A 26,863-nucleotide genomic window follows, 5' to 3' on the forward strand; every position below is an offset into this window, starting at 1 on the left:
TCGGTGGCTAGTGCCGTTCTTGGAGATATCGTGAGACCCACAGGTCGGACAGGTCATCTCAATAGCCATGAGCTTGTCTCCCTAGTTATCGTAGTTGTGTAGCCTGATTTTCCTCCGTCCCGTGCATTAATGCACTACCCCAAAAGAAACTCGATGCCATCACCGAAAACCTCGAACGCCTCGAATGGTTCGGCCTCATCATCGCCACCACCGAAAACGGCATCCCCACCTGGCACACCGCCGACACAGCAACAGCCGCCTAAGCCATGACGATTCGTTTTGAAATTACAACCCCCCTCGGTTTTCACGTCCGAACCACAGAAACCCACTGGCAAAGGCTCATCATCAAACATCCCGACATCGCCGATCTTGAACAATTCGTGCAGCAAGCACTACACAGTCCTGATGAAATTCGCAGAAGTAGCCGTGATGAATGCGTTTTCTTGTTCTACTCTATCCGTAAGCCCCAACGCTGGGTTGTTGCTGTAGCCCGACAATTAAACGGAGAGGGCTTTTTGATCACCGCCTATCAAACCGACGCAATCAAAGAAGGAGTGACGCTGTGGCCCAAGTAAAAGTCTTCTACGAACCCGAACTCGAACTACTCACCGTTTTTTGGCAAAGCCCCCGCCCGAATCAAATCTGCACCGAACTCGGCAATGGCATCATTTTGATCAAAGATGCCGACAGCGGCGAACCTATTGGCATGGAACTGCTGGCCTATAAACCGGGGGATGCTCGGTTTGACTCCGTGAGTGTTGAAATTGGCACGGCGCAATCGGTCGCCTAACGATGCGCTATTGTAGCCAGGGTTTTGAAAAATTTAAGGCTCTTGCTTGCGCTACGCTAAACCCTAGAAGCTCAACACGCTTAGAAGTCATTGCCATGAAAACACGTCAATTCACTGTCATTGTTCATCAAGAAGACGGGATGTACATTGCCCAATGTCCAGAAGTGGGCACGGTGGATCAGGGTGAAACTCCTGAGGCAGCGATCGCAGGTCTACAAGAAGCCACACGCCTTTATCTTGAAACCTTCCCCCTGCCAGAAACGACACCTCCGCTCGTCACCAGTATGGAAGTCAGCTATGCCTAGGCTGCCTCGTGTTTCCAGTAAGAAAGTAATTCGAGTTCTCAAGGGTCTGGGGTTTCAGTCAGTTCGTCAAACGGGTCATGTTGTTTTGAAAAAAGTAACCACCGATGGTGTGGTGGGCTGCGTTGTACCGATGCACCGTGAATTAAAAATTGGCACGTTAAGCAGCATCCTCAAACAAGCAAAAATCTCACCGGATGATTTTATTGACCATCTTTGAGCGATGTGAAGTTGTTACTCTCCTTGACCCGTGGGATCAAGCGGGAGGGGAGAGCGCGATCGCGCCGTCGGGGGTAAAGTGGCAGGCTTGGGGTTCCGCGAGACCGTTGGCAAAATGGCCCCCCTGATCAGCCCAGTAGAAGCCGAAAAAGAGCGGGTTGGCAGCGGTGGGGTTGAGGATTTTGCCCGCGTAGAGGTTGGGGGCGAGACAGCGGGCGATCGCAGGCAGGGGCGGGAAGGTGAGGGTATCGAGGGGAACCGGATCGGAGTGAAGGTATTAGGTGTCGGTTTCGGGATGTTGGATGATGCTCCCCGTCCCAATCGCGAGATTATCCCAGCGGTGGGGCGCAGGATGGGGGGTTAATGCTGGTGCTGGGAGGGCGTGCCAGCCCCAAGCCGTTCGCACCGCATGGCCAACAGTGGCGCGATCGTGGCGGCGTTCGGGATTGTAGCCACAGGCCGCCGGATCTGCCTGGAGATAGAACAAATGCAAGGTTTCCCCCTGCCAGGCAAACCAAAAATCCCAAATATACCGATTCAGCGGAAACCACGCCACGCCCTATCCCTCCTGTTGACAGCGATCGCGCAATAGAGCATCAGCATACCGAATGAACGATGGGATAGCGGGGGAGAGTCGTGATCAGGAACGCTCAAGGCTGACTATGTCGCCGCCTTGAGTCGTTAGGAGAGCAATGCAGGCGATCGCGGCGCGGCGATCTTAGCCCCGTAGCCAGCGCACGGCATCTTTGGCGTGATAGGTGAGAATCAAATCAGCCCCGGCACGTTTAAAGCTGGTGAGGGTTTCGAGCACCATCCGCTCTTCATCAACCCAGCCGTTGAGGGCGGCGGCTTTGACCATGGCATATTCCCCCGAAACATTGTAGGCAGCAACGGGGAGATTCGTCATTTCTTTAACGCGCCAAATGATATCCATATAGGCCAGGGCGGGCTTGACCATCAGCATATCTGCGCCTTCTTGGATGTCGAGTTCCACTTCTTTGAGGGCTTCGCGACCGTTGGCGGGGTCCATTTGGTAGGTGCGGCGATCGCCAAATTGAGGCGAGGAATCGGCGGCATCCCGGAAGGGGCCATAGTAGGCCGAGGCATATTTCGCCGCGTAGGACAGGATCGGAATCTGGGTAAAGCCCGCCTCATCGAGACCCTGGCGAATGGCAGTGACAAACCCATCCATCATCCCGGAGGGGGCGATAATATCGGCTCCGGCCTTGGCTTGGGAGACGGCGGTTTTTTTGAGGAGTTCGAGGGTGGGATCATTGAGGACGCGGCCGGTGAGATCGCCCACTTCGAGATAGCCACAATGGCCGTGGCTGGTGTATTCGCACAGGCAAGTGTCGGCGATGACGGTGAGACCTTCGACAGCTTCTTTAATGGCGGTGGCGGCTTTTTGGACGATGCCGCAATCATGCCAGGCTCCGGTGGCTTCGGTGTCTTTGCTGTCGGGGATGCCGAACAGAATCACGGCGGGAATGCCGAGGTCGCGCACTTCTTTGGCTTCTTCGACGATTTTGTCGATGGAGAGTTGATAGACCCCCGGCATTGAGGTGACCTCGTTGGCGATGCTCTCACCGGGGACGGCAAAGAGGGGATAGATGAGATCATCGGCGGTGAGGGTGTTTTCGCGCACCATCCGGCGGAGGGGGTCGGTTTGGCGCAGGCGGCGGGGGCGATGGGTGGGAAACATAGGAAAATTTTTAAAAGTTTGCTTAATTCGATTGCATTAAGGTTAACAGTGTAGGGCGATCGCATCCCTTCCCGGTTGCGATCGCCCCAGCTTGAAACGTTTTGTAACGTTTAACCGGGTCGGGATTACCAGTCGCTAGAATCCACCAATTCCAAACCGGGCGAGTTGAGAATTTCCTCTCCCCCCTGCCAGACTAAAAGCGTGGTGGGAGCGTCCCCGTTTTCCGTCAATTCCGTGGAGAGGGTGTAGGCATAGTCGCCATTTTCCCAAGCCATATTACAGATCCCATTGCGGCAGATCGTCACGCCCCCATCGAGGGCCAAGCAATTGCCTTGGGTATCACAGCCGTAATAGGTGAGGCCCCCCGTCCCATTCACCCCGTCCCAACTGTCCAACTGGCCGATCGTCACCGTCCATTTCCCATTACTCAACACCTGCCAACTGTCCCCCAACATCACCGTATCGGTGATCAGGGTTTCAACGCGGGTTTTGCCGCAGGGTTCGGCGCTTTCACAGTCGGCGACATTTTCGTCACTGTAGACAAAGCGCACGGTTTGATTGATCAGGGCATCATTGCGATCGCAAATCTCAAACCCCGCCCCAATCTCAAACACCTGCCCCTGACGATCCATCACCGTCGTGTAGCACATCAGATCACCAGTTTGGGTTGCGGTAATCGCGCCAATGCTGGGGTAGCCACGATCTTCAGGAAGCACGGCTTCTTCGGCGGCGTTTTCCGCCTCCTGTTCTGGGGTGAGGGTCGGGGTCTCGGCAGAGGTCGCGGCGATTTCGGTCTCGTCTTCCACGAGTTCTTCTGTGACAGCCTCCGACTCTCCAGCCGGCGTTGTGGTATTGGTGCTCGATCCACAACTGCTCAACAACAAAACTAGGGCGATCAAGCCCGTCATCATCCATGGTCGCTGCATCATAAATTTAGTATCCCAGAACATTGTTTTCTCTCTGATCGCGAATGACGCACCCCAAAGCTTATTCCGGACGCATCGGGCGCATCCGTCGCTGCATGAAAAAGCGCACAAAGAGCTTTTCCCCTTCCACCCAGAGGAACATCAAACTACTAAACCCGAAACAGATCAGCAGTTCCTCTTGGGTCAGCACACTCGTCCCGAAGAAATCACGCAGAACGGGCACATACACCAGCATCAGTTGCAATGCCGTTGTGCCAATCACCGCCGCGAGCAGCGCCACGTTGGAAAACGGATTCATTTCAATGGTGAGTTGGGTGTACGATCGCGCCGCCAAGGCATGGCCCATTTGCGCCAAACAGAGGGTGGTAAACACCATCGTCCGCCAACTGTCGGGATGGGTTTCATACATCCACACCATCAGCACAATCGAGAAAATCGCAAAGACAATCCCAATCCGGACAATATACGACCCTAGCCCCCGCGCAAAAATACTCTCGTTGGGATGAAACGGGGGACGCTGCATCACATTGGGTTCGGCGGGTTCGACGGCCAGGGCGAGGGCGGGTAAACCATCGGTCACGAGGTTCATCCAGAGGATTTGCAGCGGGGTGAGGGGTATAGAGGACAGGCCGAGAATGGGGGCAGCGGCAATGGTGATCACTTCGCCGACGTTACTACCGAGGATGTATTTAATAAAGCGGCGAATATTGGTATAGACGACGCGCCCTTCTTCGGTGGCGGCGACGATGGTGGCAAAGTTGTCATCAAGCAGGATCATGTCGCTGGCTTCTTTGCTGACATCAGTGCCGGTGATGCCCATGGCGATGCCGATGTCGGCCTGTTTGAGGGCGGGGGCATCGTTGACCCCGTCACCGGTCATGGCGATGAATTTACCGCGCTTTTGCAGGGCTTTGACGATGCGGAGTTTATGTTCCGGGGAAACGCGGGCGTAGACATTGACGGCTTCGACTTCCAGTTCTAGATCCGCTTGGGACATGGCTTCGAGGGTTTGGCCGGTGAGAACGTGACTGTTGGCCTCGGCAATGCCGAGACGCTGGGCGATCGCGCTGGCCGTCAGTTGATGATCCCCGGTAATCATGATCGTGCGAATGCCCGCCGCCTTACAGCGGCGCACGGCTTCGGCTACTTCGGGGCGGGGCGCATCGAGCATCCCCACCAGTCCCAGCCACACCATCCCCTGTTCCGCATCTTCCCCCTCGGCGGGCAGGTGGTCGAGAAAACGATAGCCAAACCCTAAGACCCGCAGGCCTTGGCTGGCCATTTCGGCGTTCATGCGGAGGACTTCGTCCCGTTCTTTGGCGGTGATCCGGTGGGCATGGTCGCCGAATTGATAGTAGTCGCAGCAGTTGAGGATCAGTTCGGGGGAGCCTTTGCAGAAGAGGGTATAGGCATCGGTTTTTTTGCGATCGCAACAGATCACACTCATCCGTTTGCGCTCGGAGGAAAACGGGATTTCATCCACCCGCTCAAACACCTCATCCAATTGGGATTGAAACAATCCCGCCTTCCCCGCCAAGGTGAGCAATGCCCCCTCGGTGGGGTCGCCCAAAATCCCCCAGTTTCCCGCTTCATCCTGTTGCAACAGGGCATCATTACAGAGCACCCCCGCCACCAAAACCCCTTGGATTTCGGAATAGGCTTTGGTCGCCACCACCTGGGCTTCCTGGGCAAAGAATTTACCGTCGGGGCTGTAACCTTCCCCGGTCACTCGTAATTGATTGCCCAGGGTTTGCACCATCTGCACCACCATTTTGTTTTGGGTCAGCGTCCCGGTTTTGTCCGAGCAAATGGTGTTGACGCTGCCGAGGGTTTCCACGGCGGGCAATTTCCGGATCAGGGCATGGCGTTTTACCATCCGTTGCGTCCCAATCGCTAACGTGACCGTAATCACCGCTGGCAAGCCTTCGGGAACCACCGCCACCGCCATACTCAAGGACACCTCTACCAGTTCTTGGAGACGGCTAAAGTTACCGGCTTGGATAAAGCCAAAGCCCACCACCAAGGCCACCAACACCAGGGAACTGGTAACGAGGACATTCCCCAGTTGGGTCATCCGTTTTTGGAGGGGGGTGGGTTCATTCTCCACGCCTTGGATCAGGGTGGCGATCTTGCCGAGTTCGGTGTCCATGCCGGTGGCAATGACGATCGCTTTCCCTCGCCCTTGCACCACTTCCGTGCCGCCAAACACCATGTTGAGGCGATCGCCCAAGGGGGTATTCTCGTCCAAGTCCAACGCCACTTGCTTATTTACGGCGGTGGATTCCCCGGTCAAGGCGGCTTCTCGGATTTGTAAATTGCTCATTTCGATCAATTGGCCATCCGCCGCCAACTGCACCCCGGCTTCCATCAGGAAAATATCCCCTGGTACGAGTTCATGGGCTTCAATTTCTTGCACCTGGCCGTTGCGGATGACCCGCACTTGGGGCGAAGACATCTGTTTCAAGCTGGCGAGGGCTTCCTCGGCGCGGACTTCTTGGATATAGCCCAGCAGACCGTTGAGTACCACGATCGCTAGGATGGCGATCGTATCTTTGAAGGGCAATCCCTCACTAGTACCATCCTGGAGGGACATAAAATCCAGCACCCCAGAAATAATGGCGACGGCGATTAACATCAGCAACATCACATTACTGAACTGATCCACTAAAATATCCCAGCGGCTGCGGCCGGCGGTTTCCACCAGTTCATTGCTGCCGTAATGGAGGCGACGGCGTTCAATTTCTGCGGAGGTTAGGCCTTTCGTTGGGTCACTCTGCAAGGTTTTCAGAGTGTCTGCAACGGGGTGACTATGCCATGACTGATGGGGATTGGGAAGGGATGAATTGGGTGAGATCACGGGTGCTTACAGGAAAAATGAGCAGGATAGGGTCAGCGGGCAGGATGCAGAGGGGTTGGGAGCGAGGCCGTTGAGCAGTATCGAGATGCTCTTGATGCGATCGCACCCCCACCCATTAATTTTGAGTCGGATTTGATAACAATGATCTTACAAAAATAAATCCCCCTCCTAGGGCCGTGGCGATCATCAAAATCACGGCCACCCACAACAGCCACCCGCTCATTTCTGCCGAAGCTTGGCCAGAACGGGAGCGACGCATGGGTTCTGCGATCGTGGCGACGGGATCATCCAGGGCCGGATCGGCTTCAAAAAAGGGCGGCATCACCGCATCTAGAGCAGATGGATCAGCCTCCGCGCCGGGTTCTGGTGCGTAGGTCGGTTCCGGCGCATAGGCAGGTTCGGGGGGTGCTGCCAGGGTTTGGAAGGGCTGCAAGCTCCCGGCAATTTGCTGGAGTGCCTGGCCCATCATCTGGTTTTGCTGGTGGAGGTGTTGGTTTTCGCCTTGGAGGTGGTGGAGTTGGGCTTTGAGGGTTTGGAGTTCGTCGGCCAGTTGGCGGTAGACCGTGATCGGTACGGCGGCTTGATAGCCGCTTTTGGAGTCTTCGGGGGGGGGAGGTGCTGGCGGGGTTTTCGGGTTGGCCAGCTTCAGGGGGCCTCCTTTTTCGGGGCGCGGTTTGGCCGCGGGCGCAGCTTGGGACTGGGCCTGCTTTTGCTGTTCGAGTTGATATTTAAAACGCGGTTTGTTTGTCATAGCCCAAATAACCCTAGAACGTTCGGTGTTGAAGTAATGGGACGGGTGCGATCGCACCGGTTCAAGCACCCACATCACGATGCGGGTGATGCGGGTGCTGTGAGGAGGGGGTAAAAATGCCCCACAGGGCCGGTTCCTTGGCCAATGGCGAGGCCGTGGTGGAGGGCTTGGGTGACGTATTGTTTAGCGCGGCGCACGCTGGTGAGGCGATCGTGACCGAGGGCGAGGTTAGCGGCGATCGCTGCCGAGAGAGTGCAGCCCGTGCCGTGGGTGTGGGGAGTGGCTACCGCTGGCCCTGGGAGCCAGTCCCACTCTTGCCCGTCGTACCAAAGATCCACCCCCCGCAGCGCGTTGGTAAAACCGCCCCCTTTCAGGAGTACAGGAACGTGGCTATCTTGGTAAATTCCCTGGGCGGCGGCCTGCATGGTGTCGGGGTCGTGAATCTCCATCTGCGCCAAAATCTGGGCTTCGTAACGATTGGGCGTAATCAAGACGGCATGGGGAAAAATCTGCTCGCGCAAAATTGCGATCGCCCCATCCTCAATCAACTGCACCCCCGCCCGCGACACCATCACCGGATCAACCACCAGATTGGCGATCGGATGCGCCCTCAACACCGCCGCCACCGCCGTCATAATCTCGCCATTCAACAGCATGCCCGTTTTCGCCGCCGTGATGCCGATATCCGATCGCACCGCGTCGATTTGGGCCACCACCGCTTCCGGCGGTAGGGCATCGACGCGATTCACCCCCATCGTATTTTGAGCCGTGACACAGGTGATCGCCGTCATGCCATGGACACAATGCATCGCCAGGGTGCGGAGATCGGCCTGAATCCCCGCCCCACCACCACTGTCAGACCCTGCGATCGTCAACACCGTCGGGATCGTCATGGCTCGTTAGCGGCGCGGAAACCGTCGCCGTTGCAGAAACTCCGGAATATCCAAGCCCCCACCGCCGGGTTGCGGTTGAGGGGGGGGCGGCATCGTCGGCGCTTGGGGCGGCGGCATCGGGGGTACGGGCGGCTGCTTCGGCAATGAAGCCCCCGATGGATTCATGGATTGGCGGGCTTTGGGTGCTGAACTACTGCGACTACTGCTCGGCGTTTTTGGGGCATCACCAAGGTTAAACCCCGTGGCGATCACCGTGATTTGCAACTCGCCCTGCATTTTTTCATCCACCACGGCCCCAAAAATAATATTGGCATTGGGGTCAACCACTTCGTAGATGGTTTCAGCGGCGGTATTCACTTCATGGAGGGTCATGTCTGCCCCCCCGGTGATGTTGAAGACGACCCCCTTGGCCCCTTCGATCGAAGATTCTAAGAGGGGGGAAGAAATGGCAGCGATCGCCGCCTCACGGGCACGGGACTTACCCGATCCGCCCCCAATCCCCATCAGCGCCGACCCCGCATCGGCCATAATCGCCCGCACATCGGCAAAGTCCACATTCACCAAACCCGGAATCGTGATGATGTCGGAAATCCCCTGCACCCCTTGACGCAGAATATCATCCGCCACAAAAAAGGCTTGCTGTACAGGGGTTTCCGGCGAGATCACCGACAGCAGTTTATTGTTGGGAATCACAATCAGGGTATCCACCCGACTTTGGAGGGCGGCGATCCCTTCTTCGGCTTGGGTGGTGCGCCGTCGGCCTTCAAAGGTAAAGGGACGTGTGACGATGCCCACTGTGAGACAGCCCATTTCCTTGGCGACTTCGGCCACAATCGGCGATGCTCCGGTCCCACTACCGCCCCCCATCCCGGATGTAATAAAGACGAGATCTGTGCCTTCGAGGGCGGCCGCAATTTCATCGCGGGATTCTTCCGCTGCTTTTTGGCCAATGGCTGGATTGCCACCCGCGCCTAAGCCTCTGGTCAATTTTTGACCGATCTGGAGGCATTTGGAGGCAGAGGACATTTCTAAGGCTTGGGAGTCTGTATTAATCGCCCAAAACTCGACCCCAGTAATCCCACTGGCGATCATGCGGTTGACGCCATTGCAGCCCCCGCCGCCGACACCAATCACTTTAATGCGAGCAACGTTAGTAGGCATGATCGTATCTGGCCGTGTTTGATCAGGTTCAGGGGTTGGATATTCGTTGGAGTGGGGCAAGGATAACCCCGGATTATTAAAGGGTGTGTTACTAGCCACAGGTACAGGAAGTTCCGCTATTGGTTCAACAGGTTTAATTTTTTAGATTCTACTCGTATCAATAGGGTTTAGTTTACTACCAAGGGAGTTTTCCCACCTTGATGGATCAATGGATTGGTGGGGAATTGCGATCGCAGATGTCATCGTCACCTCATTTTGGCCTAATCTTGAGGGCGGGTTCCTGAGCGCAGTGATCAACAAAGCCTGTCAGTTCCGGCTTGATGCGCAACCAAGATTCGCCCCAGTGCTCGACTTATAGCAGTGGACAAATTCGTTAGGGCAGGCAAGGGGCTTAAGCCTCTTGTTCCAGAGTCTCTGAATGTCCTAACTGCCCTGGCTCGTGCTATCCATCTTGGGCCTGTTGAGGAGATGATGTCGAGCACCGTTCCTGTGCCGCTCGTGTGCCGCAGCGGCGGGGCAACCGGTGGAACGTTTGGATCAGGGTGAGCGATATTGAACCAGAGTACTGTTTAGGAGCATTTTTGATGAATGTGGTTCTTCGTCCTCAGCGAAATTTAGATATTAAAGGGGCTTCGATGCTGCAACAGCGGGTGGTGAATTTGAAGCCGATCGCAGAAAATTCGATTTGGGTGATTGATCTCGTCGAAGTGAATGTGATCGATCATTTTGGCTTGACGGCGTTGATGATGATTCGCCGGGCTGCCCGTCAACACCACTGCCGGCTGTACTTGATTCATGTCAAGCAGTCGGTGCGCTATATGCTTGATATTACGGAGTTGTCACCTCGGTTTGAATTTCTTGAAACCATTGATGAGGTCTTAGGCGAGAAAATCCGCTTGTTATTATGTTGAAGGCGATCGCCCTGCTCAGGAGCGCGATCGCTTTCAACAGGATTTATACATTAGGAGTGGGGCGGTGCAACGATTGATCCAGTGGGGGACAAAGACAATCAGGGCGATGCGGATCGCGGGGTTGGGGTTGGTGCTGCTGTTGTGCCTAGGGAGTTTTGAGGGAGCGATCGCCGCCCCTTTAACCGCCGAAGCCGTCAACGCCGGGGAATCCTTGGCCGGTCAAGCGATCGAGGCGCTCCAACAGGGCGACCTCCGCGCCGCTGAAGATATTTGGACGCAATTAATTCAACAATTTCCCACCAATCCCGCCGTCTGGAGCAATCGCGGCAGCACGCGGGTCAGTCAAAATAACCTAGAGGCCGCCATTGACGACTTTAACGAAGCGATGCGCCTCGCCCCTGATGCGCCTGACCCCTATTTAAACCGGGGGATTGCCTATGAAGGGTTAGCCCGCTGGGATGATGCGATCGCTGACTATAACCGCGTTCTCGAACTCGACCCCGATGATGCGATCGCCTATAACAATCGCGGCAACGCCGAAGCGGGCCGGGGCGATTGGGCCGCCGCCCAAGCCGACTACAACCACGCCATCGAACTCGAACCCCAATTTTCCCTCGCCCAAGCCAACAACGCCCTCAGTCTCTACGAACTCGGCGACGACCAAACCGCGATCCAAACCATGCGAAATCTCGTGCGGAAATATCCCATGTTCCCCGACATACGCGCCGCCCTCACCGCCGTGCTGTGGGACAGTCATCAGCAGGGAGAGGCCGAAAGTAATTGGGTGGCGGCCATGGGTCTCGATCGCCGCTACAGCGATATTGAATGGGTGCGAACGGTGCGCGGCTGGCCCCCACGAGTGACCGCAGCGTTAGAACGGTTTTTAACCCTGAATTGATCCGTAATCCGGCTCAAAAGGATGACAGCGATGGGAGTGTGAGCCTCTGGCTCCCTCCTGCTAAAAGCCAAACTCGCAACTTGGGTTATAAGCACTAGCAAGGGCAGTTAGGACATTCAGAGACTCTGGAACAAGGGGCTTAAGCCCCTTGCCTGTCCTAACGAATTTGTCCACTGCTATATGTATCAGCAGCGAGCTAGAAGCTCGCACGACGAGAAGCCCGCAAAAAAACAGACTATCGCGTCCTACGATAGTCTGATGGAATTCAAGCTCAACGCAAATGGCACGTCAGAATCGACGGGATTAGATGATCCCCATGTTGGCCAAGCCCAAGATCACGCCAATGCCCAGGACGTGACCAAAGCTGGTGGTGGCCAACAATGCCGGGAAACCCATGCCGCCGAACATGTTGCTCATGGGCAAGGCGGGGCCTGCACTGGGCTGATCAATTTTGAACTTACCGATCGCGATCGCAGCCACATTACAAACAATCATCACTGCACCCACCATCGGAGTCCATTCCACTGTGGTCGGCATCGTTGCAAGTAGGGATAAAACCATGATGTCTAAAACTCCTGAAAACCGTCATTCAAATAGATGTGTAATGCTCAAGTTTTATCTCGAAACATCGGCTTTCATTACATAGCGTTGCAATTGTTCATGCAAATGCCCCGTTTTCCCTAAGAAATGTAAACGAATTGAACCGTGCAGATGGGTCTTCAATTTCACAGCCAGCCGAACCTAAGTCCAAGCCCGGTAAAAACTGTTGTCTTCCCAATGGTTTTGGACGCGGGCTGCGATCGCTCCCTGTTCTGCCGCCGTTAAGGGTTGGAACGCCGCCGCCGCCGCCACATTTTCCCGCAACTGTTCCGGGCTGTCCGCCGCAATAATCGAGCTATGGACACCCGGTTGCGACAGGGAAAACCCGAAAGCCTGGGTGATCGAGGACAACACCCCCGGCTTCAACAACCGTCCGTAGGCGGGCACTTTCATCGCAATCACGCCCACATTCAATTCCTGGGCAACGGGTAACACCGACGGAATAAATCCGGCTCTTGCTTGCCCAGGCGAGGCAGTTGGGTCGCGCCCACTAGCCCACCGACAAAGGCAGCCCCCGCGATTAAAATATTGCGGCGTTTCGGCATCACATTAACTCCAAATTTTAACAACAGTGGGCCATATGGATCGGCTCCCCTCGCCCTGTGGGAGAGGGGTTGGGGGTGAGGGCGATCAAGTCAGTCAACCAAGCCTTGCTGTGGCTCTGCTTCCACGATATCGAAACTGACGCAAAGAGAGAGGGCTTCAGGTGTTGCCCTGAAGCCCTCTGTGCTCTGGATTGTGGCTCAACCCCACCCCGATTTTTTAACGTTGGATGATGGAGTTAAGGGATGAGAGGTGCGATCGCCCCATCACTCCCGCGGCCCAGGAATCACAAGATTCAGCACCAGCGCCGACAAACCACCCGTCGAAATCCCCGACGAAAAAATGCTTTTGACTAAATCCGGAGCATTATCCAAAATTTCCGGTACAAACGTCACCCCTAACCCCAACCCCAGCGACACCGCCAGAATCATCGAGTTACGCTTCGTCAGATTCACACAGGAGAGAATCTTCACCCCCGCCACTGCCACCGTCGCGAACATCAAAATCGTCGCGCCACCCAGCACCGGCTGAGGCATAATTTGCACCACCCCCGCCACAATCGGAAACAAGCCCAGCAACACCAAAAACCCGGCAATAAAATAGCCCACATAGCGACTGCCCACTCCCGTTAATTGAATCACACCGTTATTTTGGCTGAATGTGGTGTTCGGGAATGTGGAAAAACAGGCCGCGATCAAAGAATTAACCCCATCTCCCAAGACCCCACCTTTGAGACGACGCATATACACCGGCCCTTGAATCGGCTCCCCCGAAATCGCTGAGGTTGCGGTTAAGTCACCGATGGACTCAATCGTGGTGATCAAGTAGAGAAAAATGAAGGGAATAAATGCACTCCAACTAAATCCTAGGCCGTAACGAAAGGGAATCGGCACGGTGAAAATTGTCAAGCCACTGAGGCGACCGAAATCCACTAACCCCATCGGAATCGCCACTGCATAGCCAACCGCCAAGCCGACAACGATCGCACTCATCCGCAGATAGGGATGATTAAAGGAATTCAGCACCAAAATCACCACCAACACCAACGCCGCCAGTCCCCAGTTTTGGGCACTGCCGAAGGATTCCGTCCCCAGGGCCGGAACTCCACCCCCGACGCTCGTGATCCCCACTTTAATCAGGGTTAACCCGATGGTCGTCACCACCACCCCCGTCACCAAGGGCGTGATCACCTGACGCGCTAAGTGGAGAAACCGACTAAAGAAGATTTCCACAAAGGCCCCAAAAAAGCAGAGGCCGAAAATCACCGCTAGGGCTTCTTCTTTGGTTTTACCCGCCCCGATCGCTGCAAACCCCGCCGCTAAAATCGGGCCGAGGAACGCAAAACTTGTCCCTTGGATACTGAGTAATCCAGACCCAATCGGGCCAATCCGTTTCGCTTGGATAAAGGTGGCCACTCCCGAAATCATCAACGACATGGAAATAATGAAGGTCGTATCGGGGCCTTCGAGTTCAAGCGCATTACAGATAATAAACGGGGGGGTGATAATCCCGACAAAAATTGCTAAAACATGCTGAAACGCGACAAACAGGGTTTCGATCAAGGGAGGGCGATCTTCTAAGTTGTAAATCAAGTCTGACTCTAGCTGTACCGGCTCTGTGGGTGATTCGGTTGCCAGGGTGGGTTCATTTGAAGCAGTCATAACACAAGGTCGTTTTTCAAGTAAGGACTGATAATTTTGATCCGTTTACTGTGGCGAACTTTCTTGGCCTGTGCTGTAACGAAAATTACGATCGTGATGCGTAAAGCCCCCTGAATTTTATTCGGGGGATATAAGCGAATAACCGAATTTATTCGGTGGTGATACAATCCAAGTGTTCGCTAGCGAGAAGTAAAATTCCGGGGTGAACACCTCATGGGCAGGGCGTTGTCCATTGGGCGAGGCGATATAAGACGGGCTACGCCTGCAATTGCTGTCTGAACCCAGAATCCCTCGTCATTTATGCGGGGGAGTATGTCAAGGAGTATCGTCCCCGATCTGGTCAAGAGAACAGGGGGGTTGTTCTGCTAAGTGAGCTAAAATAAAGGCTTAAGCTCCCCCTTTTGTCTGATTGAGTGCGATCTCATGAGTACCGATTCCTTCCCCGCTTCATCCCAGTTCGGCACGGATAACCACGACATCCAAATCACCGAACAGTTGATGTCGCAGTCCCAAAACTATAAGAAGTTGTTGGGATTTGTGTTGGAATGGACGGGGCGAGAGCCGCTGCTCACGCAGATTCTTTTCAAGATGATGCTGGAGACCGATCGCCCCCCTATTGCTGGGGAAGAGGCAAAGTGGGTGGATGGTTTAATCCGATCGCGCCTGTTAAAGGTGTGGGACACCGAGCCGCAACTCAAGCCGCTGCAAATGCTGCGCGATCGCCTCACCAGCCAACGCGATAAACGCAAAAGCCTCAGCCTCCTGCGGTACTATCTCAAAGTTCTCCGCCAAGAAGAAGTCTTTGCCGACAGCAGCCCGGAACAAAAAGAACTGCGCCTCCTCGGCTTGATTGCCAAACAGCGGGGCCGCGTCCAAGTTCATAACCGGATCTATGAAACCATCTTCAATGAAGACTGGGTAAGCACCGAAATCAAAAAGCTCGAAGCCAGTCTCGGCCCCGATGACGAAGAATTCCTGCGGATTTTTGAAGAACTAGAGCGCACCCTCCTCACCTCCCAAAGCCGGATCATTGCCCGGATTGAAAACGGCGAGGAAAAGGTGAATGCCAATCAACTGATCCACGAAGTTCTCCGGGAAGTGACCTCAAAAATTGGGGAATTGGTGGGAGCCGATCGCACCAGCATTTTTTTGTTAAATGATGAGCGAACAGAGCTTTGGTCGCTGGTTGCCGAAGATGCTACGGGGCAGTTATTAGATATTCGGGTGCGGGTGGGGGAAGGGATTGCCGGGGCGGTGGCGAAGCATAAACAGGTGATCCATATTCCGGATAATGTCTATGATGATCCGCGATCGCGCCTCGTCCAAGAATCCGACCAAAAATACAACTACTACACCCGCAACATTCTCGCCTTCCCCATTCTCAACGATGCCCTCGACCTGATCGCCGTCGTCCAACTCCTCAACAAAATCACCAAGACCGGCGAAGCCACCGGCTTTAGCCACCGCGACCTTGAACAACTCGCTAAATGCGTGATCCCGATTCGGCGCATCCTGGAAAGTTGCCAATCCTCCTACGAAGCGATCAAACGCGCCCAAGCCTCCGCCGCCCTTGCCAAGGCAACGCGATCGCTCGATCAAGTCAACCTCGACACCTCCATGATCCTGCAACGGGTCATGGATGCCGCCAAAGAACTCCTCAACGCCGATCGCTCCACCCTCTGGCTCTACGACGACAAGCGCGGCGACCTCTGGACTCGACTCCCGAAAGAAGGGGTGATCCGCTGTCCCGTGGGCATCGGGTTCGCCGGTCAAGTGGCCCAAAGTCGCGAACCGATGGTGATCGGCTACGACCTCTACGAAGACCCCAACGCCGAAAACGCCAAGAAAACCGACGCTCAAACCCACTACCGCACCTGTAGCCTCCTCTGTATGCCCATCCTCAGCCCCGATGGACAATTCCTCGGCGTGAGCCAACTGATCAACAAACGGAAACCCGGCTACGAAGGCGAAACCTACCAAAAAGCCCAATATCCAAAAGTCCCCCCATTCTTTAAAGCCAGCTTCGACCGCAACGATCGCCAATCCATGCAGGTCTTTAACGAGCGCGTCGGGGCGATTCTTCAGTTCGCCAAAACCCACGAAACCCTGAAAGAATCCAACGCCCAAGGGGACACGCAAGACATCCTCGAACAAGCGTTGATTTTACTCGGTAACGCCATTGACCCCGATGCGGGGGATGGCCAATACGATGCGTTTTATGGTGTATTGCGGGGCTTAGGGTTGGCCCTCCAGCGGAAATTTGCCGCCGAACACAGTCATATTTTTCTGATCGATCGCCCCCGCCAAGAATTGTGGACGTTAGTGATCGATCCGAAGCGGAAATGCCCCCGTGAACTGCGCATGTCTGCCCGGCAAGGTATTGCGTTGCGGGTGCTCGCCAGTGCCGAAGCCAAAAAAAGTAATAAAGCCGCCCAGTTACCGGATAATCTCGTGCGGATCGGGTTGCGGCGATCGCAACTCAGCAGTTTGCAAAGTGTGTTATTATTACCTGTTTTTGATGCTGACAACATGCCCGTTGCGATCGTTCGTCTGTTAAACCATGAATCCGGGCGCGGCTTTAGCCGTCAAGACAGCGAATCCCTCACCGCCATCAGCCCAACCCTGATGCCAATCCTGCAAACCGTCCAAACCCTCTCGCAATCCCTGAACCGTCCGGCTGCCTAGCCCCGCCCACCCCCGATGATCCGTCCGTCATCCATCTCTCAAACCGGTATGGATGGCAATGGTACTTGACATTTCCCCTCCATCACGTTTTACGCTAAGCTGTTAATCAATGCATTAAGTTTTTTTTAAACATACGTAGAGTGCGACCCTAGCCAACAGTAGGTAATAGTGCCTGCATTTTTGCGTAAACCATAACATTTGTAATTTTTTAACATTTACACATTGCATTTCGCGGAGTACGTGAATATACTGAAGAGTATAGACAAGTCTCCCATAAGGCTGTATTACCCATCTAAGGCCATGTTGACTCTTTTGCGCACCACTAGCATTTTGACCCTGGTCGGACTCCAGATTACGTTGGGTTCGTCCGGTGCTAAGGCATGGGATTTGCAAGAGCAACCTCATCAAGAGGCTTTTGGCTCAATATCCTTTGTGCAAGACCACCCCCTGAACCCTTCAACCCAGAAAAAGTTTGAGCCTGACCAAGATAACGGTGGCCCAAGCCGCACCTCTGGGGCTGGTGGCCATTAGTTTTCGTTCCTTCATGCGCTGTAGCTGTTGTCGACACACCTCACACGACAGCAGCGATCGCTGAGACATAACCCAAGTTGTGAGTCTGGCTCGGAGATGGGTGAGCCAGAGGCTTACCGTCCCATGGCTGAATTCTTCTGGGGTGCGATCGCCCCATTCCCTGCCCGGACGTTACTCGTTGAAATAACCCCCGTGGATTGGGGATCAATTTGACTGGATGCAACGATCTATCATGTAATGGCGAACTAGTTGCCATGCTACAGTCTTCAAAGATAAAGTATTGCAAAACAGGATCACCGACGTTCTGGTTATCCTCCCCTTAAGATGAGATCTAGCCTGCGCCAGAATGCCCTAGATTTGCACTATAATTCAGTCAAGATCATTACCGTGTTCTTTCCGTTCAGTATTCGGGATTCGTTTGTCTTCAAGTTGTCATGGATATGAAGCATGGGAAGACTGCAAAAGCAGATATTTTACTGGTTGATGATACACCCGAAAATCTGCGACTGTTAACAACAGCATTAACCCAGCACGGTTATAAAGTTCGGAGTGCGATCAATGGCAAGATGGCGATTATGGGCGCAAAAGCCCTGCCCCCTGATTTAATCCTGCTTGATATTTGTATGGCAGGGATGGATGGGTATGAAGTGTGCCAACATCTCAAGGCGGATCAAAACACTGTCAATGTTCCGGTTATTTTTATCAGTGCATTGGATGAGGTGTTGGATAAAGTCAAAGCATTTTCGGTCGGTGGGGTTGATTACATTACCAAACCGTTTCATTTTGGTGAAGTATTAGCACGGGTTAAAAATCAACTGATTATTCGTCAACTTCGCACCTCCCTGGAGCAACTGAATGAACAACTTGAAGCACGGGTTAGTGAGCGAACCCAAGCCCTAGAGCGGGAAGTTCAAGAACGCAAGCAAGCTCAGCAAGATTTACTGTATCTCGCCCTCCATGATCCCCTCACGAAACTACCGAATCGTGCTCTTTTGATGGAGCGGCTACAGGCAATGTTGCTGTATGGCCAAGATCGTGAAAGTTATGGCTTTGCCGTTTTATTTTTAGATTGCGATCGCTTCAAGCGGGTCAATGATTCCCTGGGTCATAGCGTGGGCGATCGTCTGCTGGTGGCGATCGCCCACCGCTTATCTACCTGTCTCCGCAGTCAAGACACCCTAGCGCGGCTCGGTGGGGATGAGTTTGCGATTCTTGTGGATGGCATCGATCGCGCCCAGGATGTAATCGATTTAGCGCACTCGCTCAATCTGCAACTCGCCCAACCCTTTCATCTGGTGGATTATGAAATTTTCATCAATGCCAGTATTGGGGTTGTGTTTAACCGCGATCGCTTTTATACCGAATTAAACCCTGCGATCGCAGCAGAGACCCAACCGATTATTTACACCGATCCGGAGCATATTCTCCGCGATGCTGATACGGCAATGTATCAAGCCAAAGCTGTGGGTAAAGGCTGTTATGAAATTTTCAATGCAGAACTTCATCATCAAGCCCGTTATTTACTGGAACTAGAAACTGATTTACGTCGTGCCCTAGAGCAGGATGAATTTACGCTGCACTATCAGCCGATTATCTCACTGCAACGGGGAAAAATCATTGGCTTTGAAGCCTTAATCCGGTGGAATCATCCCCAAAAAGGTTTCATTTCGCCGGGAAAATTCATTCCTGCGGCTGAAGAAACCGGCTTAATTGTCCCGATTGGTGAATGGGTGTTTCATACGGCTTGCCATCAATTAAAACAGTGGCATGATAGTCAAATTACGCCGGAACCGCTCATTATGAGTGTTAACTTTTCGGTGCGCCAATTTTCCCAAGCTAACTTTCTCGGTCGGATTGATGCCACCCTCGATCGCAGTCAAGTCGATAGTTCATGCCTCAAGCTTGAAGTGACGGAAAGTGTGTTAATTGAACAGCCAGAATCGGTGATGTCGTTGTTAGTAGAGCTGAAATTACGCCAACTGCAATTAAGTTTGGATGATTTTGGGACGGGGTTTTCATCCCTGAGTTATTTGCATCGCTTTCCGATGGATACGTTGAAGATTGATCAGTCGTTTGTGAGTCGCATTGGGGAGGCTCCGAAGAATTTAGAAATTGTGCAGGCGATTATTGCCTTGGGGCATAATTTGGGGATTGAAACCATTGCCGAAGGGATTGAAACGGCCCATCAATTGGCACATTTGCGGGCGTTGGGCTGTGAATATGGTCAGGGTTATTTTTTTGCGCGGCCGTTGCCGGCAGCGGAGGCGGAATTGTTGCTGCGGAGCAATCCCTGTTGGTAGGGATCGGGGATGGCGGGGCTATTGGAGTTGAGCGATCGCGCCTCGATTTAAGAGGGTGGTTTGGGTGAGGAGATCGTAAACGGTGGCCAATAAAAGACGCTGTTCGTTGACTTCAAACTGGACGGTAATCCGGTCGCTGCCTACGTCTCCGGGTGGGGTGAGGGTGGCGATCCGGGTGTCGCTGTGGGGTTCGAGGGCCTGATATTGGGCTTGATGCTGGAGTTGTTGGCTGACCATGCGCCCCTGTTCGTCGTAGGTGACGGTGGCGGCGACGCTGCTGCCGAGTTCGCCAATGTCAAGGCGGATTTCGGTTTGGCCGGTGCGGGCGACTTGGAGGGTGAGGACTTCGTCGCGGACACAGGGATAGCGTTGGCCTTGGGTGAAGAGGGTGAAGTAGGTGTAGGTGCGGGTGGCGGGTTCCCAGAGGCGGATGGCGTAGCTGTGGTGGAGGTAGTCGTCGATGTGATGGATGCGCTGAAGGCTGAGAGCACCATGACAGACGGCGGTGAAGGGCTGGTCTTGTTTGAGGCGCGATCGCCCAAAGTAGGCCGTGATCAAGTCCTGCACGGCGGGAATTAAGCAACTGCCGCCGACGAGGAGCACCTGTTCAATGTCACTTTTATGCACGCCTTGATTGAGGGCGAGTTGGAGCACGGTATCGAGGGCATCGCGTAAATGGTCAAGGAAGAAATGGCGTTCGAGAAGGGCGGCAAGGCGATCGCGGTCTAAATCCACCACATCGGCCCTTAATGTCTCGTCATCAAGCCAGGTTTCGGAGGCGATCGCCGTCTGGGAAAGCTGAATTTTTAACCGTTCCGACAGTTCGAGCAATTGCTGCCAGGCCGTCATCGTCAAGGATTCCCGCGCCATGCCCCGCCGTTGGAGATAGTCCTCGGCAATCCAAATATCCACATCTTCCCCCCCCAGCACCGCATCGGCTTTGGCAATCACCTGCGCCTGGAGGGTTGCCGCCGTCGGGTGTTGCTGAGTCCGCACCAGACTTAGATCCAGCGTCCCCCCGCCAAAATCCACCACCAACACGATCGCATTGGGATGATCCACCCCATACCCCAACGCCGCCGCCGTCGATTCATCGACAAACTGCACCTGCTCGATCCCGTGCTGCATGGCCCAGGCCTTAAACCAATGGAGATAGCGTTCAAACGCTCCGACGGGAATGGTCAGAATCAGATTAGACGGTTCAAAGGGTTGGAGACCGTGCCAAATCGTGGTTAAAAACCGCTCGGCGATCTCCCGACTGCTGTAGCTCACCCCATCTAGACTGCGGGGCGGCGTTGGGAAGGCGGCGACCAGATCCCGTTTAAAGCCCCGGAAGCGGCGCTGGGGATTGCGTTCACCGAGGCGATGGCGACGCACCGGTTCCCCCACCACCTGAGTGTGAGCATCTTGCACATACACCAGGCTGGGAATGAGGGGAACTTGGGGCCCGGTGGCGGGGGAAAACAGACGGGTGATGCCGTCGATCTGAATGCTTTCTGGGCGTTGGGTGTCAGGGGCAAGGAGGCTGACAAGGGTGTTACTGGTGCCAAAATCAATTGCAACCGTGGTCATAAGCGTTAGGGTGAGGCAATCCACACGGTTTACCGCAGGAGGCGGGAGTCTCCAGGTTGGGGCAGGGCGGGGGGTTGGGGTGCGGCGGGTGCGGTGGGGGGTGCGGGTTGGGGTTGAGGCGGTGGCGGGGCGGCGGGGCGATCGGAGGGGGGACGATGGATCGCGGCGAGGAGGTTGACGAGGGCATTGCGCTGCCGGAGGTTGAGGCGATCGAGGGCGGTGCGATCGCCCTGGAGGGGATTTTCCGTCAGGGTTGTGTTACCGGGATATTGATCGAGAATGATGTCTTCGTTGTCGCCGAGATAGTCCGCGAGGGTTAATTTCCAATCGAGGCGATAGCGGGGCGATCGCCGCTTAATCCGGGTGTGGTAGTACACGAGGCGATAGAGCAGGGTGTTGTCCGGTTGGGGGGTGCCATTAAGGAGGGCGTAGTCATTGGCGCGGGGAAGATCCGGCAATTGACGATAGACTTCCTCCGCCACATTGACCAAGCGCGGCGACTGGGCGAGAGCGAGGTGCTGGGGGGTGGGTTGCCACGACGGGAGACCCGCGATCGCCGCGATCGTCAGCACCCAGATCAGGATGAATTTTCGCATCTGTTTCCCCATGGTTACCTTAGTGTAGTGGCGCGATCGCCCCCATTTTCCCGTCACGGCCCATTAATCGCTAATAATTTCCGGCTGCGTCAATTCATCGGACATTTCAATCACCGCCCGAATCACCGGCTTCATCAACGAATCATCCAAATTTTCAAAATCCTCATACCGCCGCCGTTTAGCCCGATTGGCCACCTGCACCGTAATCCGATAGCGGTTCGACGCTGCGCCCATTAATTCATCAGCGCGGGTCGTAATTTCACTAGAGTCAAAGGGAAGACGTTTAGCCATGGGTTGAAGGGTCAGGATCAAGAGAACGTCCCCCATTGTGCCATATTCCCCGAATCGATGGGATGGCAAAAGGTGCGATCGCCACGTCTCTACTTCAGTAATTCCGTTAATTCCTGTGCCGATGTCCCCAAAATCCGCGCCAGGGTATTCATCTCATTATTGCTAAAGCCATCGCGGATATTGCGGATATCTTCAACCGATTTCCCCAAAATTCGCGACAAGACCTTGATTTGATTATCCGTGATATCTTTGCCCCGGTAAATATCCCGCAATTCCTGGGGTGACAGGCGATAGGAATTACAGAAAAAGACAAACTCTTTATCACTGACATCTAGTTCCTGTTGGCGATCGCGCAGCAGGAATGCGATCGCCCGCGTCCCATGCTCCGGCCGCTTCGCATTCTCCAAATACCGCTCCATCAACCGCGTCACATTCGCCGGATTGCCCCCCGTTTTTTTCAGCAAATCCCGACAGACCATCTGCAACGCCTTCGTCAACGTCTCATTATCCTCATGGAGTTGCTCATCCTCATTCAGCGTCTCCACAATCCGCGCCGCAATTTCGGGCGTACAGAATCCCACTTCCCGCTCCTCATAAATAATCGGAATATACGCACGGTCGGTATCAAATTCGAGGTGCAATGGCTGATTCGTCTGTTTCATCAATTCTGAACTCAAGCACGAAAGCGGTCAACAAGCGCAGGCAATCGATCGAGAACGCCAAAACCTCACCCACAACAGGAGCAGAGCAAGCGTTTCTCCATACTATAGTAGCCCTAGACGTTAGTGCTGCATCAGCCCGACGGGAAAATCCATCCCTAATCCCCGACCAGAGCAGCTAAAATTCCATCCCAGCCCTCCACCCTCCTGCCCCCAATGATCTGGAGGGCAAATGCGAGGAAGAGGGCGAAAGAATGATAATCTGGAGAGTGGAAAATTTCACATTCGTTTAACAACGTGTGAGTCATCCGTTCCGGAGTCGCACACCCTAAAAACAACTTGTGCAATCATCCTGAGCATCCTGCTCACTCCGTTGAAAGCCAGCCGTGACGAACATGCCTCGCCTGCCCCCATTTCTCGGTCAGCCCGTGAGCGTTCCCCCCGTCGGCAATCATCGCGATCTGTCAACACAGACGGTGATGGTTCGGTTTTCATCGTCTTGAGACCCCTGACCCGCTGCCCCTACAACCCTAGTTGCACGGTACGTCAGACCCCTTGAAGATCCGTTAAGACTCACCTAAAGACTGTATAGCAAATCTGAGCATGGTAGCCACAACAGAAAAGACAAACATCGGAAGAATTACGCGAGTAATCGGCCCTGTTATCGATGTCGAGTTCCCCAGCGGTCAAATGCCGCAAATTTATAACGCCCTCCGCATCGCTGGTACAAATGCAGCCGGCAATGAAGTTGCTGTCACCTGTGAAGTTCAACAGCTTCTAGGCGATCACCAAGTTCGTGCCGTTGCGATGAGCAGCACGGATGGACTGGTGCGCGGCATGGAAGCCGTGGACACTGGCGATGCGATCACTGTGCCGGTTGGCAAGGCCACCCTCGGACGGATTTTCAACGTTCTGGGTGAACCCGTGGACAATAAAGGTGACGTAGGTGCTGAAGACACCGCCTCGATTCACCGCTCTGCACCGCTCCTGACTGAACTTGATACCAAGCCCACGGTGTTTGAAACCGGGATTAAGGTGATCGACCTCCTCACCCCCTATCGTCGGGGTGGCAAGATCGGTCTGTTTGGGGGAGCCGGGGTTGGCAAAACCGTGATCATGATGGAGTTGATCAACAACATCGCCATTAACCACGGTGGGGTGTCGGTCTTCGGTGGTGTGGGGGAACGAACCCGTGAAGGGAATGACCTCTACAACGAAATGATCGAATCCGGCGTAATCAACGCCGAAAACCTCAACGAGTCGAAAATTGCCTTGGTGTACGGGCAAATGAATGAACCGCCCGGAGCACGGATGCGGGTTGGTCTGTCGGCGTTGACGATGGCGGAACATTTCCGGGATGTCAACAAGCAAGATGTGCTCTTGTTTGTTGACAATATCTTCCGGTTTGTGCAAGCGGGTGCTGAGGTGTCGGCGCTGCTGGGTCGGATGCCCTCGGCGGTGGGCTATCAGCCCACCTTGGGGACGGACATGGGTGATCTGCAAGAACGGATTACCTCCACGAAGGAAGGATCGATCACCTCAATTCAAGCGGTGTATGTGCCTGCGGATGACTTGACTGACCCGGCTCCGGCGACGACCTTCGCTCACTTGGATGGGACGACGGTGTTGTCCCGGGGCTTGGCCTCGAAGGGGATTTATCCGGCGGTTGATCCGTTGGATTCGACCTCGACGATGTTGCAGCCGAATATTGTGGGCGATGAGCATTACGATACGGCGCGGGCGGTGCAATCGACGCTGCAACGCTATAAGGAATTGCAAGATATTATTGCGATTCTGGGTCTGGATGAGTTGTCGGAAGACGATCGCCGCACGGTGGATCGCGCTCGGAAGATTGAGCGGTTCTTGTCGCAACCGTTCTTTGTGGCGGAAGTGTTCACCGGTTCTCCGGGTAAATATGTGCCCCTTGATGAAACGATTAAGGGTTTCCAAATGATCCTGAAGGGTGAGTTGGATGATCTGCCTGAGCAAGCGTTTTATTTGGTGGGTAACATCGATGAAGCGATCGCAAAAGCCGAAAAACTGAAGCAAAAAGGCTAAACGTTGACTCCATAACCCTTCTGTTGCCGGGGTCAATGCTCGGTAGCAGAAGGGTTCAGCGTTCTCAATTTGGTTGAACTAATCCGCAGTGAAGTAAGAGCAATGTCATTAAGTGTGCGTGTAATTGCCCCGGATAAAACCGTGTGGAAGGGAGAAGCCCAAGAGGTTATTCTGCCGAGCATTACGGGGCAGATTGGAATTTTAGGTGGTCACGCGCCGCTATTAACGGCCCTAGATATTGGGGTGATGCGTGTCCGCGCTGAGAAAGATTGGCAGACGATCGCCCTCATGGGTGGGTTTGCCGAAGTGGAACATAATCAAGTGACGATCTTGGTCAATGGTGCCGAACAAGGCAGCAAGATTGACCAAGAGACCGCGAAACAAGAGTATGAAGCGGCCCAAGCTGCCGTGAATGCGGTGGGTGCTGAGGATCGCCAAGGCAAAATCCAAGCGAATCAAGCGCTGCGACGGACGCGATCGCGGTTTCAAGCCGCCGGCGGCATGGTTAAAAGCTAAACAATTTAGAGAACCCGCCAAAAACAAGACGCTAGAGTGCAAGGCTCTAACGTCTTGTTTTTTTTGGGGGGTTCATACCTTCAGCCCGGACTGATGCTGCATTCTACCGGCATTAAGCCTAGTTGCTGCCGGTGAAGACCACTTCCGGGAATTTGTCCTGAGCCACATTCATCGGCGTGCGCTTGCCTTCTTCTTGCCAGTAGTTGATCACTTCGGTGGCTTGGTTGAGAAGGGCAATCCGCTCGACTTCGTTGATCCAGTGCTTGGATTCGAGTTCGGTTTTGAGTTGTTCCCAGGCATCGTTACGGGGCCAGAAATAATAGGGGGTGAGGGGACTCGTTCCTTTGCCCACAACTTGATCGACGGCAATTGCCACATTGGCATCGAGCCATAAAATTTTAAGAATAAAGCGCGCTGACTCCAAGTAAACCTCCGAAATTAATGTTCTGTGTAGGGTTAAGCTATAAGTTCACAATTTTACAATTGTATCGCAGTTTTCAAAATTCGGCGGCACTGTCGTCTAGATAGTCTGAAGCACAGTACAAAACGAGCATGATTATTTTTGATATTGATGGGGTGATTCGCGATGTGACTCAATCCTATCGACGAGCGATCGCAGATACCGTCGAGCATTACACCGAGGGCAATTTTCGCCCCACCCTCCATGATATTGATCAACTCAAAAGCGAAGGGGTTTGGAATAATGACTGGGAAGCCTCCCAAGAATTGATCTATCGGTATTACGAGAAGGGGCATCATGCCAGCGATGGTGGGTGTTGCGATCGCACCACCCACCCCCTCGACTACGCCGCCCTCGTGGACTTTTTCCAAGCCCGGTATCGCGGCAACCATTGGGACGGCTACATCACCAGCGAACCCCTCCTCGTCACCGCAGCGTATTTTCAAACCCTCACCGCTGCTCAAATCCCTTGGGGCTTCTTCAGCGGCGCAATGCGAGACGAAGCACTCTACGCCCTCAGCGATCGCCTCGGCCTCGATCATCCCCCCCTCTTTGCCATGGAAGACGGCCCCGGCAAACCCGACCCCACCGGACTGTTGACCGTGATGGATCACTTAGCCCCCAACAGCACCCAACCCGTCTGCTACGTGGGGGACACCGTGGGCGACTTACAAACCGTGCAACAGGCCCAAGCCCAACGCCCCGATCACCCATTCATCGGCATCGGCATCCTCCCCCCCCACGTCCAACCCGATCCCCACCGCTGCGAAGCCTACCGGAACACCCTCAAGACCCACGGCGCGGCCTGTGTTTTGGCGAATGTGATGGACTTAACCCCTGAGCGTTATCACCTGCTTTTAGAGTCATCCTGACGAACGATCAAGGGGCTGATCTTGAATTAAGGAAGGAGCTAATACCAATTCTCTAAATTCACGCTACCAAACAAGGGGCTTAAGCCCCTTGCCTGAGTCATGTCATGGG

28 protein-coding genes are annotated in these 26,863 nt (G+C 54.3%); 12 read left to right on the forward strand and 16 right to left on the reverse strand.

Annotation, left to right across the window (positions count from 1 at the left end; genetic code table 11):
* The first annotated feature begins 266 nt into the window (after nt 1–266).
* The 4 genes from PN477_RS14500 (at nt 267) to PN477_RS14515 (ending at nt 1,312) form a co-directional block, all read left to right on the forward strand.
* Nucleotides 267–575, forward strand: a complete 309-nt coding sequence (locus PN477_RS14500) for a hypothetical protein (RefSeq protein ID WP_272120858.1) — start codon at nt 267–269, stop codon at nt 573–575.
* Nucleotides 563–790 (forward strand): hypothetical protein, encoded by a 228-nt coding sequence (locus PN477_RS14505; RefSeq protein WP_272120859.1) that lies wholly within the window; start codon nt 563–565, stop codon nt 788–790. Before PN477_RS14500 ends, PN477_RS14505 begins: the two co-directional genes overlap by 13 nt.
* 95 nt (nt 791–885) lie before the next feature.
* The gene (locus PN477_RS14510) at nt 886–1,095 is read left to right on the forward strand and encodes a type II toxin-antitoxin system HicB family antitoxin (protein WP_272120860.1); all 210 of its coding nucleotides are present in this window, start codon (nt 886–888) and stop codon (nt 1,093–1,095) included.
* Nucleotides 1,088–1,312, forward strand: a complete 225-nt coding sequence (locus PN477_RS14515) for a type II toxin-antitoxin system HicA family toxin (RefSeq protein ID WP_272120862.1) — start codon at nt 1,088–1,090, stop codon at nt 1,310–1,312. The genes PN477_RS14510 and PN477_RS14515 overlap by 8 nt, the downstream gene beginning before the upstream one ends.
* Nucleotides 1,313–1,588: 276 nt before the next feature.
* Here PN477_RS14515 and PN477_RS14520 read toward each other — a convergent pair whose 3' ends face one another.
* From PN477_RS14520 to ftsZ, 7 genes are all read right to left on the reverse strand, one after another.
* On the reverse strand, nt 1,589–1,867 hold the full coding sequence (locus PN477_RS14520) for a glycoside hydrolase family protein (RefSeq protein ID WP_272120864.1): 279 nt from the start codon (nt 1,865–1,867) through the stop codon (nt 1,589–1,591).
* 162 nt (nt 1,868–2,029) lie between these two features.
* Nucleotides 2,030–3,013, reverse strand: a complete 984-nt coding sequence (hemB, locus tag PN477_RS14525; RefSeq protein ID WP_272120866.1) for a porphobilinogen synthase — start codon at nt 3,011–3,013, stop codon at nt 2,030–2,032.
* Between the two features lie 125 nt (nt 3,014–3,138).
* Nucleotides 3,139–3,942, reverse strand: coding sequence for a hypothetical protein (locus tag PN477_RS14530; RefSeq protein ID WP_272120868.1), 804 nt, complete (start codon nt 3,940–3,942; stop codon nt 3,139–3,141).
* A 58-nt stretch (nt 3,943–4,000) separates the two neighbouring features.
* Entirely contained in the window at nt 4,001–6,796 is a 2,796-nt protein-coding gene (locus tag PN477_RS14535) for a cation-translocating P-type ATPase (protein ID WP_272120870.1), read from the reverse strand.
* 115 nt (nt 6,797–6,911) lie between these two features.
* Nucleotides 6,912–7,547 (reverse strand): hypothetical protein, encoded by a 636-nt coding sequence (locus tag PN477_RS14540; RefSeq protein WP_272120872.1) that lies wholly within the window; start codon nt 7,545–7,547, stop codon nt 6,912–6,914.
* Between the two features lie 74 nt (nt 7,548–7,621).
* Complete coding sequence (gene thiD, locus PN477_RS14545) at nt 7,622–8,440, reverse strand: bifunctional hydroxymethylpyrimidine kinase/phosphomethylpyrimidine kinase (RefSeq protein WP_272120874.1); 819 nt, start codon at nt 8,438–8,440, stop codon at nt 7,622–7,624.
* A gap of 6 nt (nt 8,441–8,446) precedes the next feature.
* Nucleotides 8,447–9,601 (reverse strand): cell division protein FtsZ, encoded by a 1,155-nt coding sequence (gene ftsZ, locus PN477_RS14550; protein ID WP_465250283.1) that lies wholly within the window; start codon nt 9,599–9,601, stop codon nt 8,447–8,449.
* Between the two features lie 584 nt (nt 9,602–10,185).
* Here ftsZ and PN477_RS14555 point away from each other — a divergent pair.
* Together PN477_RS14555 and PN477_RS14560 are read left to right on the forward strand one after the other, a co-directional pair.
* Entirely contained in the window at nt 10,186–10,512 is a 327-nt protein-coding gene (locus PN477_RS14555) for an STAS domain-containing protein (protein WP_272120878.1), read from the forward strand.
* 97 nt (nt 10,513–10,609) lie between these two features.
* The gene (locus tag PN477_RS14560; RefSeq protein ID WP_417158828.1) at nt 10,610–11,410 is read left to right on the forward strand and encodes a tetratricopeptide repeat protein; all 801 of its coding nucleotides are present in this window, start codon (nt 10,610–10,612) and stop codon (nt 11,408–11,410) included.
* 303 nt (nt 11,411–11,713) lie between these two features.
* On the opposite strand, the gene psaK is transcribed toward PN477_RS14560, so the two are convergent.
* From psaK to PN477_RS14580, 4 genes are all read right to left on the reverse strand, one after another.
* The gene (gene psaK, locus PN477_RS14565) at nt 11,714–11,971 is read right to left on the reverse strand and encodes a photosystem I reaction center subunit PsaK (RefSeq protein ID WP_272120882.1); all 258 of its coding nucleotides are present in this window, start codon (nt 11,969–11,971) and stop codon (nt 11,714–11,716) included.
* Nucleotides 11,972–12,151: 180 nt separating this feature from the next.
* On the reverse strand, nt 12,152–12,445 hold the full coding sequence (locus PN477_RS14570) for an aldo-keto reductase family protein (RefSeq protein WP_272120886.1): 294 nt from the start codon (nt 12,443–12,445) through the stop codon (nt 12,152–12,154).
* Complete coding sequence (locus tag PN477_RS14575) at nt 12,421–12,555, reverse strand: hypothetical protein (protein ID WP_272147368.1); 135 nt, start codon at nt 12,553–12,555, stop codon at nt 12,421–12,423. The genes PN477_RS14570 and PN477_RS14575 overlap by 25 nt, the downstream gene beginning before the upstream one ends.
* Before the next feature lie 264 nt (nt 12,556–12,819).
* The gene (locus tag PN477_RS14580; RefSeq protein ID WP_272120888.1) at nt 12,820–14,214 is read right to left on the reverse strand and encodes a uracil-xanthine permease family protein; all 1,395 of its coding nucleotides are present in this window, start codon (nt 14,212–14,214) and stop codon (nt 12,820–12,822) included.
* Nucleotides 14,215–14,637: 423 nt separating this feature from the next.
* Here PN477_RS14580 and PN477_RS14585 point away from each other — a divergent pair, with 423 nt between their 5' ends.
* The 3 genes from PN477_RS14585 to PN477_RS14595 all read left to right on the forward strand — a co-directional run bounded on the left by PN477_RS14585 (nt 14,638) and on the right by PN477_RS14595 (nt 19,730).
* The gene (locus PN477_RS14585; protein WP_272120890.1) at nt 14,638–16,899 is read left to right on the forward strand and encodes a GAF domain-containing protein; all 2,262 of its coding nucleotides are present in this window, start codon (nt 14,638–14,640) and stop codon (nt 16,897–16,899) included.
* 300 nt (nt 16,900–17,199) lie between these two features.
* Nucleotides 17,200–17,430, forward strand: a complete 231-nt coding sequence (locus PN477_RS14590; protein ID WP_139276428.1) for a hypothetical protein — start codon at nt 17,200–17,202, stop codon at nt 17,428–17,430.
* Nucleotides 17,431–17,864: 434 nt separating this feature from the next.
* Complete coding sequence (locus PN477_RS14595; RefSeq protein ID WP_272120892.1) at nt 17,865–19,730, forward strand: two-component system response regulator; 1,866 nt, start codon at nt 17,865–17,867, stop codon at nt 19,728–19,730.
* 18 nt (nt 19,731–19,748) lie between these two features.
* Here the strand turns inward: PN477_RS14595 and PN477_RS14600 are convergent, their stop codons facing one another.
* From PN477_RS14600 to PN477_RS14615, 4 genes are all read right to left on the reverse strand, one after another.
* Nucleotides 19,749–21,302 carry an Hsp70 family protein gene (locus PN477_RS14600; protein WP_272120895.1) on the reverse strand — a complete coding sequence of 518 codons (1,554 nt, stop codon included), beginning with the start codon at nt 21,300–21,302 and terminating at the stop codon, nt 19,749–19,751.
* Between the two features lie 29 nt (nt 21,303–21,331).
* Nucleotides 21,332–21,955: a hypothetical protein gene (locus tag PN477_RS14605; protein WP_272120896.1), complete on the reverse strand. Its 624-nt coding sequence runs from the start codon at nt 21,953–21,955 to the stop codon at nt 21,332–21,334.
* Nucleotides 21,956–21,961: 6 nt separating this feature from the next.
* Complete coding sequence (locus PN477_RS14610) at nt 21,962–22,189, reverse strand: DNA-directed RNA polymerase subunit omega (RefSeq protein ID WP_072619362.1); 228 nt, start codon at nt 22,187–22,189, stop codon at nt 21,962–21,964.
* An 89-nt stretch (nt 22,190–22,278) separates the two neighbouring features.
* Entirely contained in the window at nt 22,279–22,851 is a 573-nt protein-coding gene (locus tag PN477_RS14615; RefSeq protein ID WP_072619361.1) for a hypothetical protein, read from the reverse strand.
* Between the two features lie 600 nt (nt 22,852–23,451).
* Here PN477_RS14615 and atpD point away from each other — a divergent pair.
* Both atpD and atpC read left to right on the forward strand, forming a co-directional pair.
* Nucleotides 23,452–24,906: a F0F1 ATP synthase subunit beta gene (atpD, locus tag PN477_RS14620; protein WP_272120900.1), complete on the forward strand. Its 1,455-nt coding sequence runs from the start codon at nt 23,452–23,454 to the stop codon at nt 24,904–24,906.
* A gap of 102 nt (nt 24,907–25,008) precedes the next feature.
* Nucleotides 25,009–25,422, forward strand: coding sequence for an ATP synthase F1 subunit epsilon (gene atpC, locus PN477_RS14625; protein WP_272120902.1), 414 nt, complete (start codon nt 25,009–25,011; stop codon nt 25,420–25,422).
* 118 nt (nt 25,423–25,540) lie between these two features.
* On the opposite strand, the gene PN477_RS14630 is transcribed toward atpC, so the two are convergent.
* A complete protein-coding gene (locus PN477_RS14630) occupies nt 25,541–25,846 on the reverse strand; it encodes a 30S ribosomal protein PSRP-3 (protein WP_272120904.1) in 306 nt (101 codons plus the stop codon).
* Nucleotides 25,847–25,974: 128 nt separating this feature from the next.
* On the opposite strand from PN477_RS14630, the gene PN477_RS14635 reads away from it, so the two are divergent.
* Nucleotides 25,975–26,754: a TIGR01548 family HAD-type hydrolase gene (locus tag PN477_RS14635; protein WP_272120906.1), complete on the forward strand. Its 780-nt coding sequence runs from the start codon at nt 25,975–25,977 to the stop codon at nt 26,752–26,754.
* The last annotated feature ends 109 nt before the right edge of the window (nt 26,755–26,863 follow it).

The sequence above is a fragment of the Spirulina subsalsa CS-330 genome, assembly GCF_028330765.1.
GTDB classification, from domain to species: domain Bacteria; phylum Cyanobacteriota; class Cyanobacteriia; order Cyanobacteriales; family Spirulinaceae; genus Spirulina; species Spirulina subsalsa_A.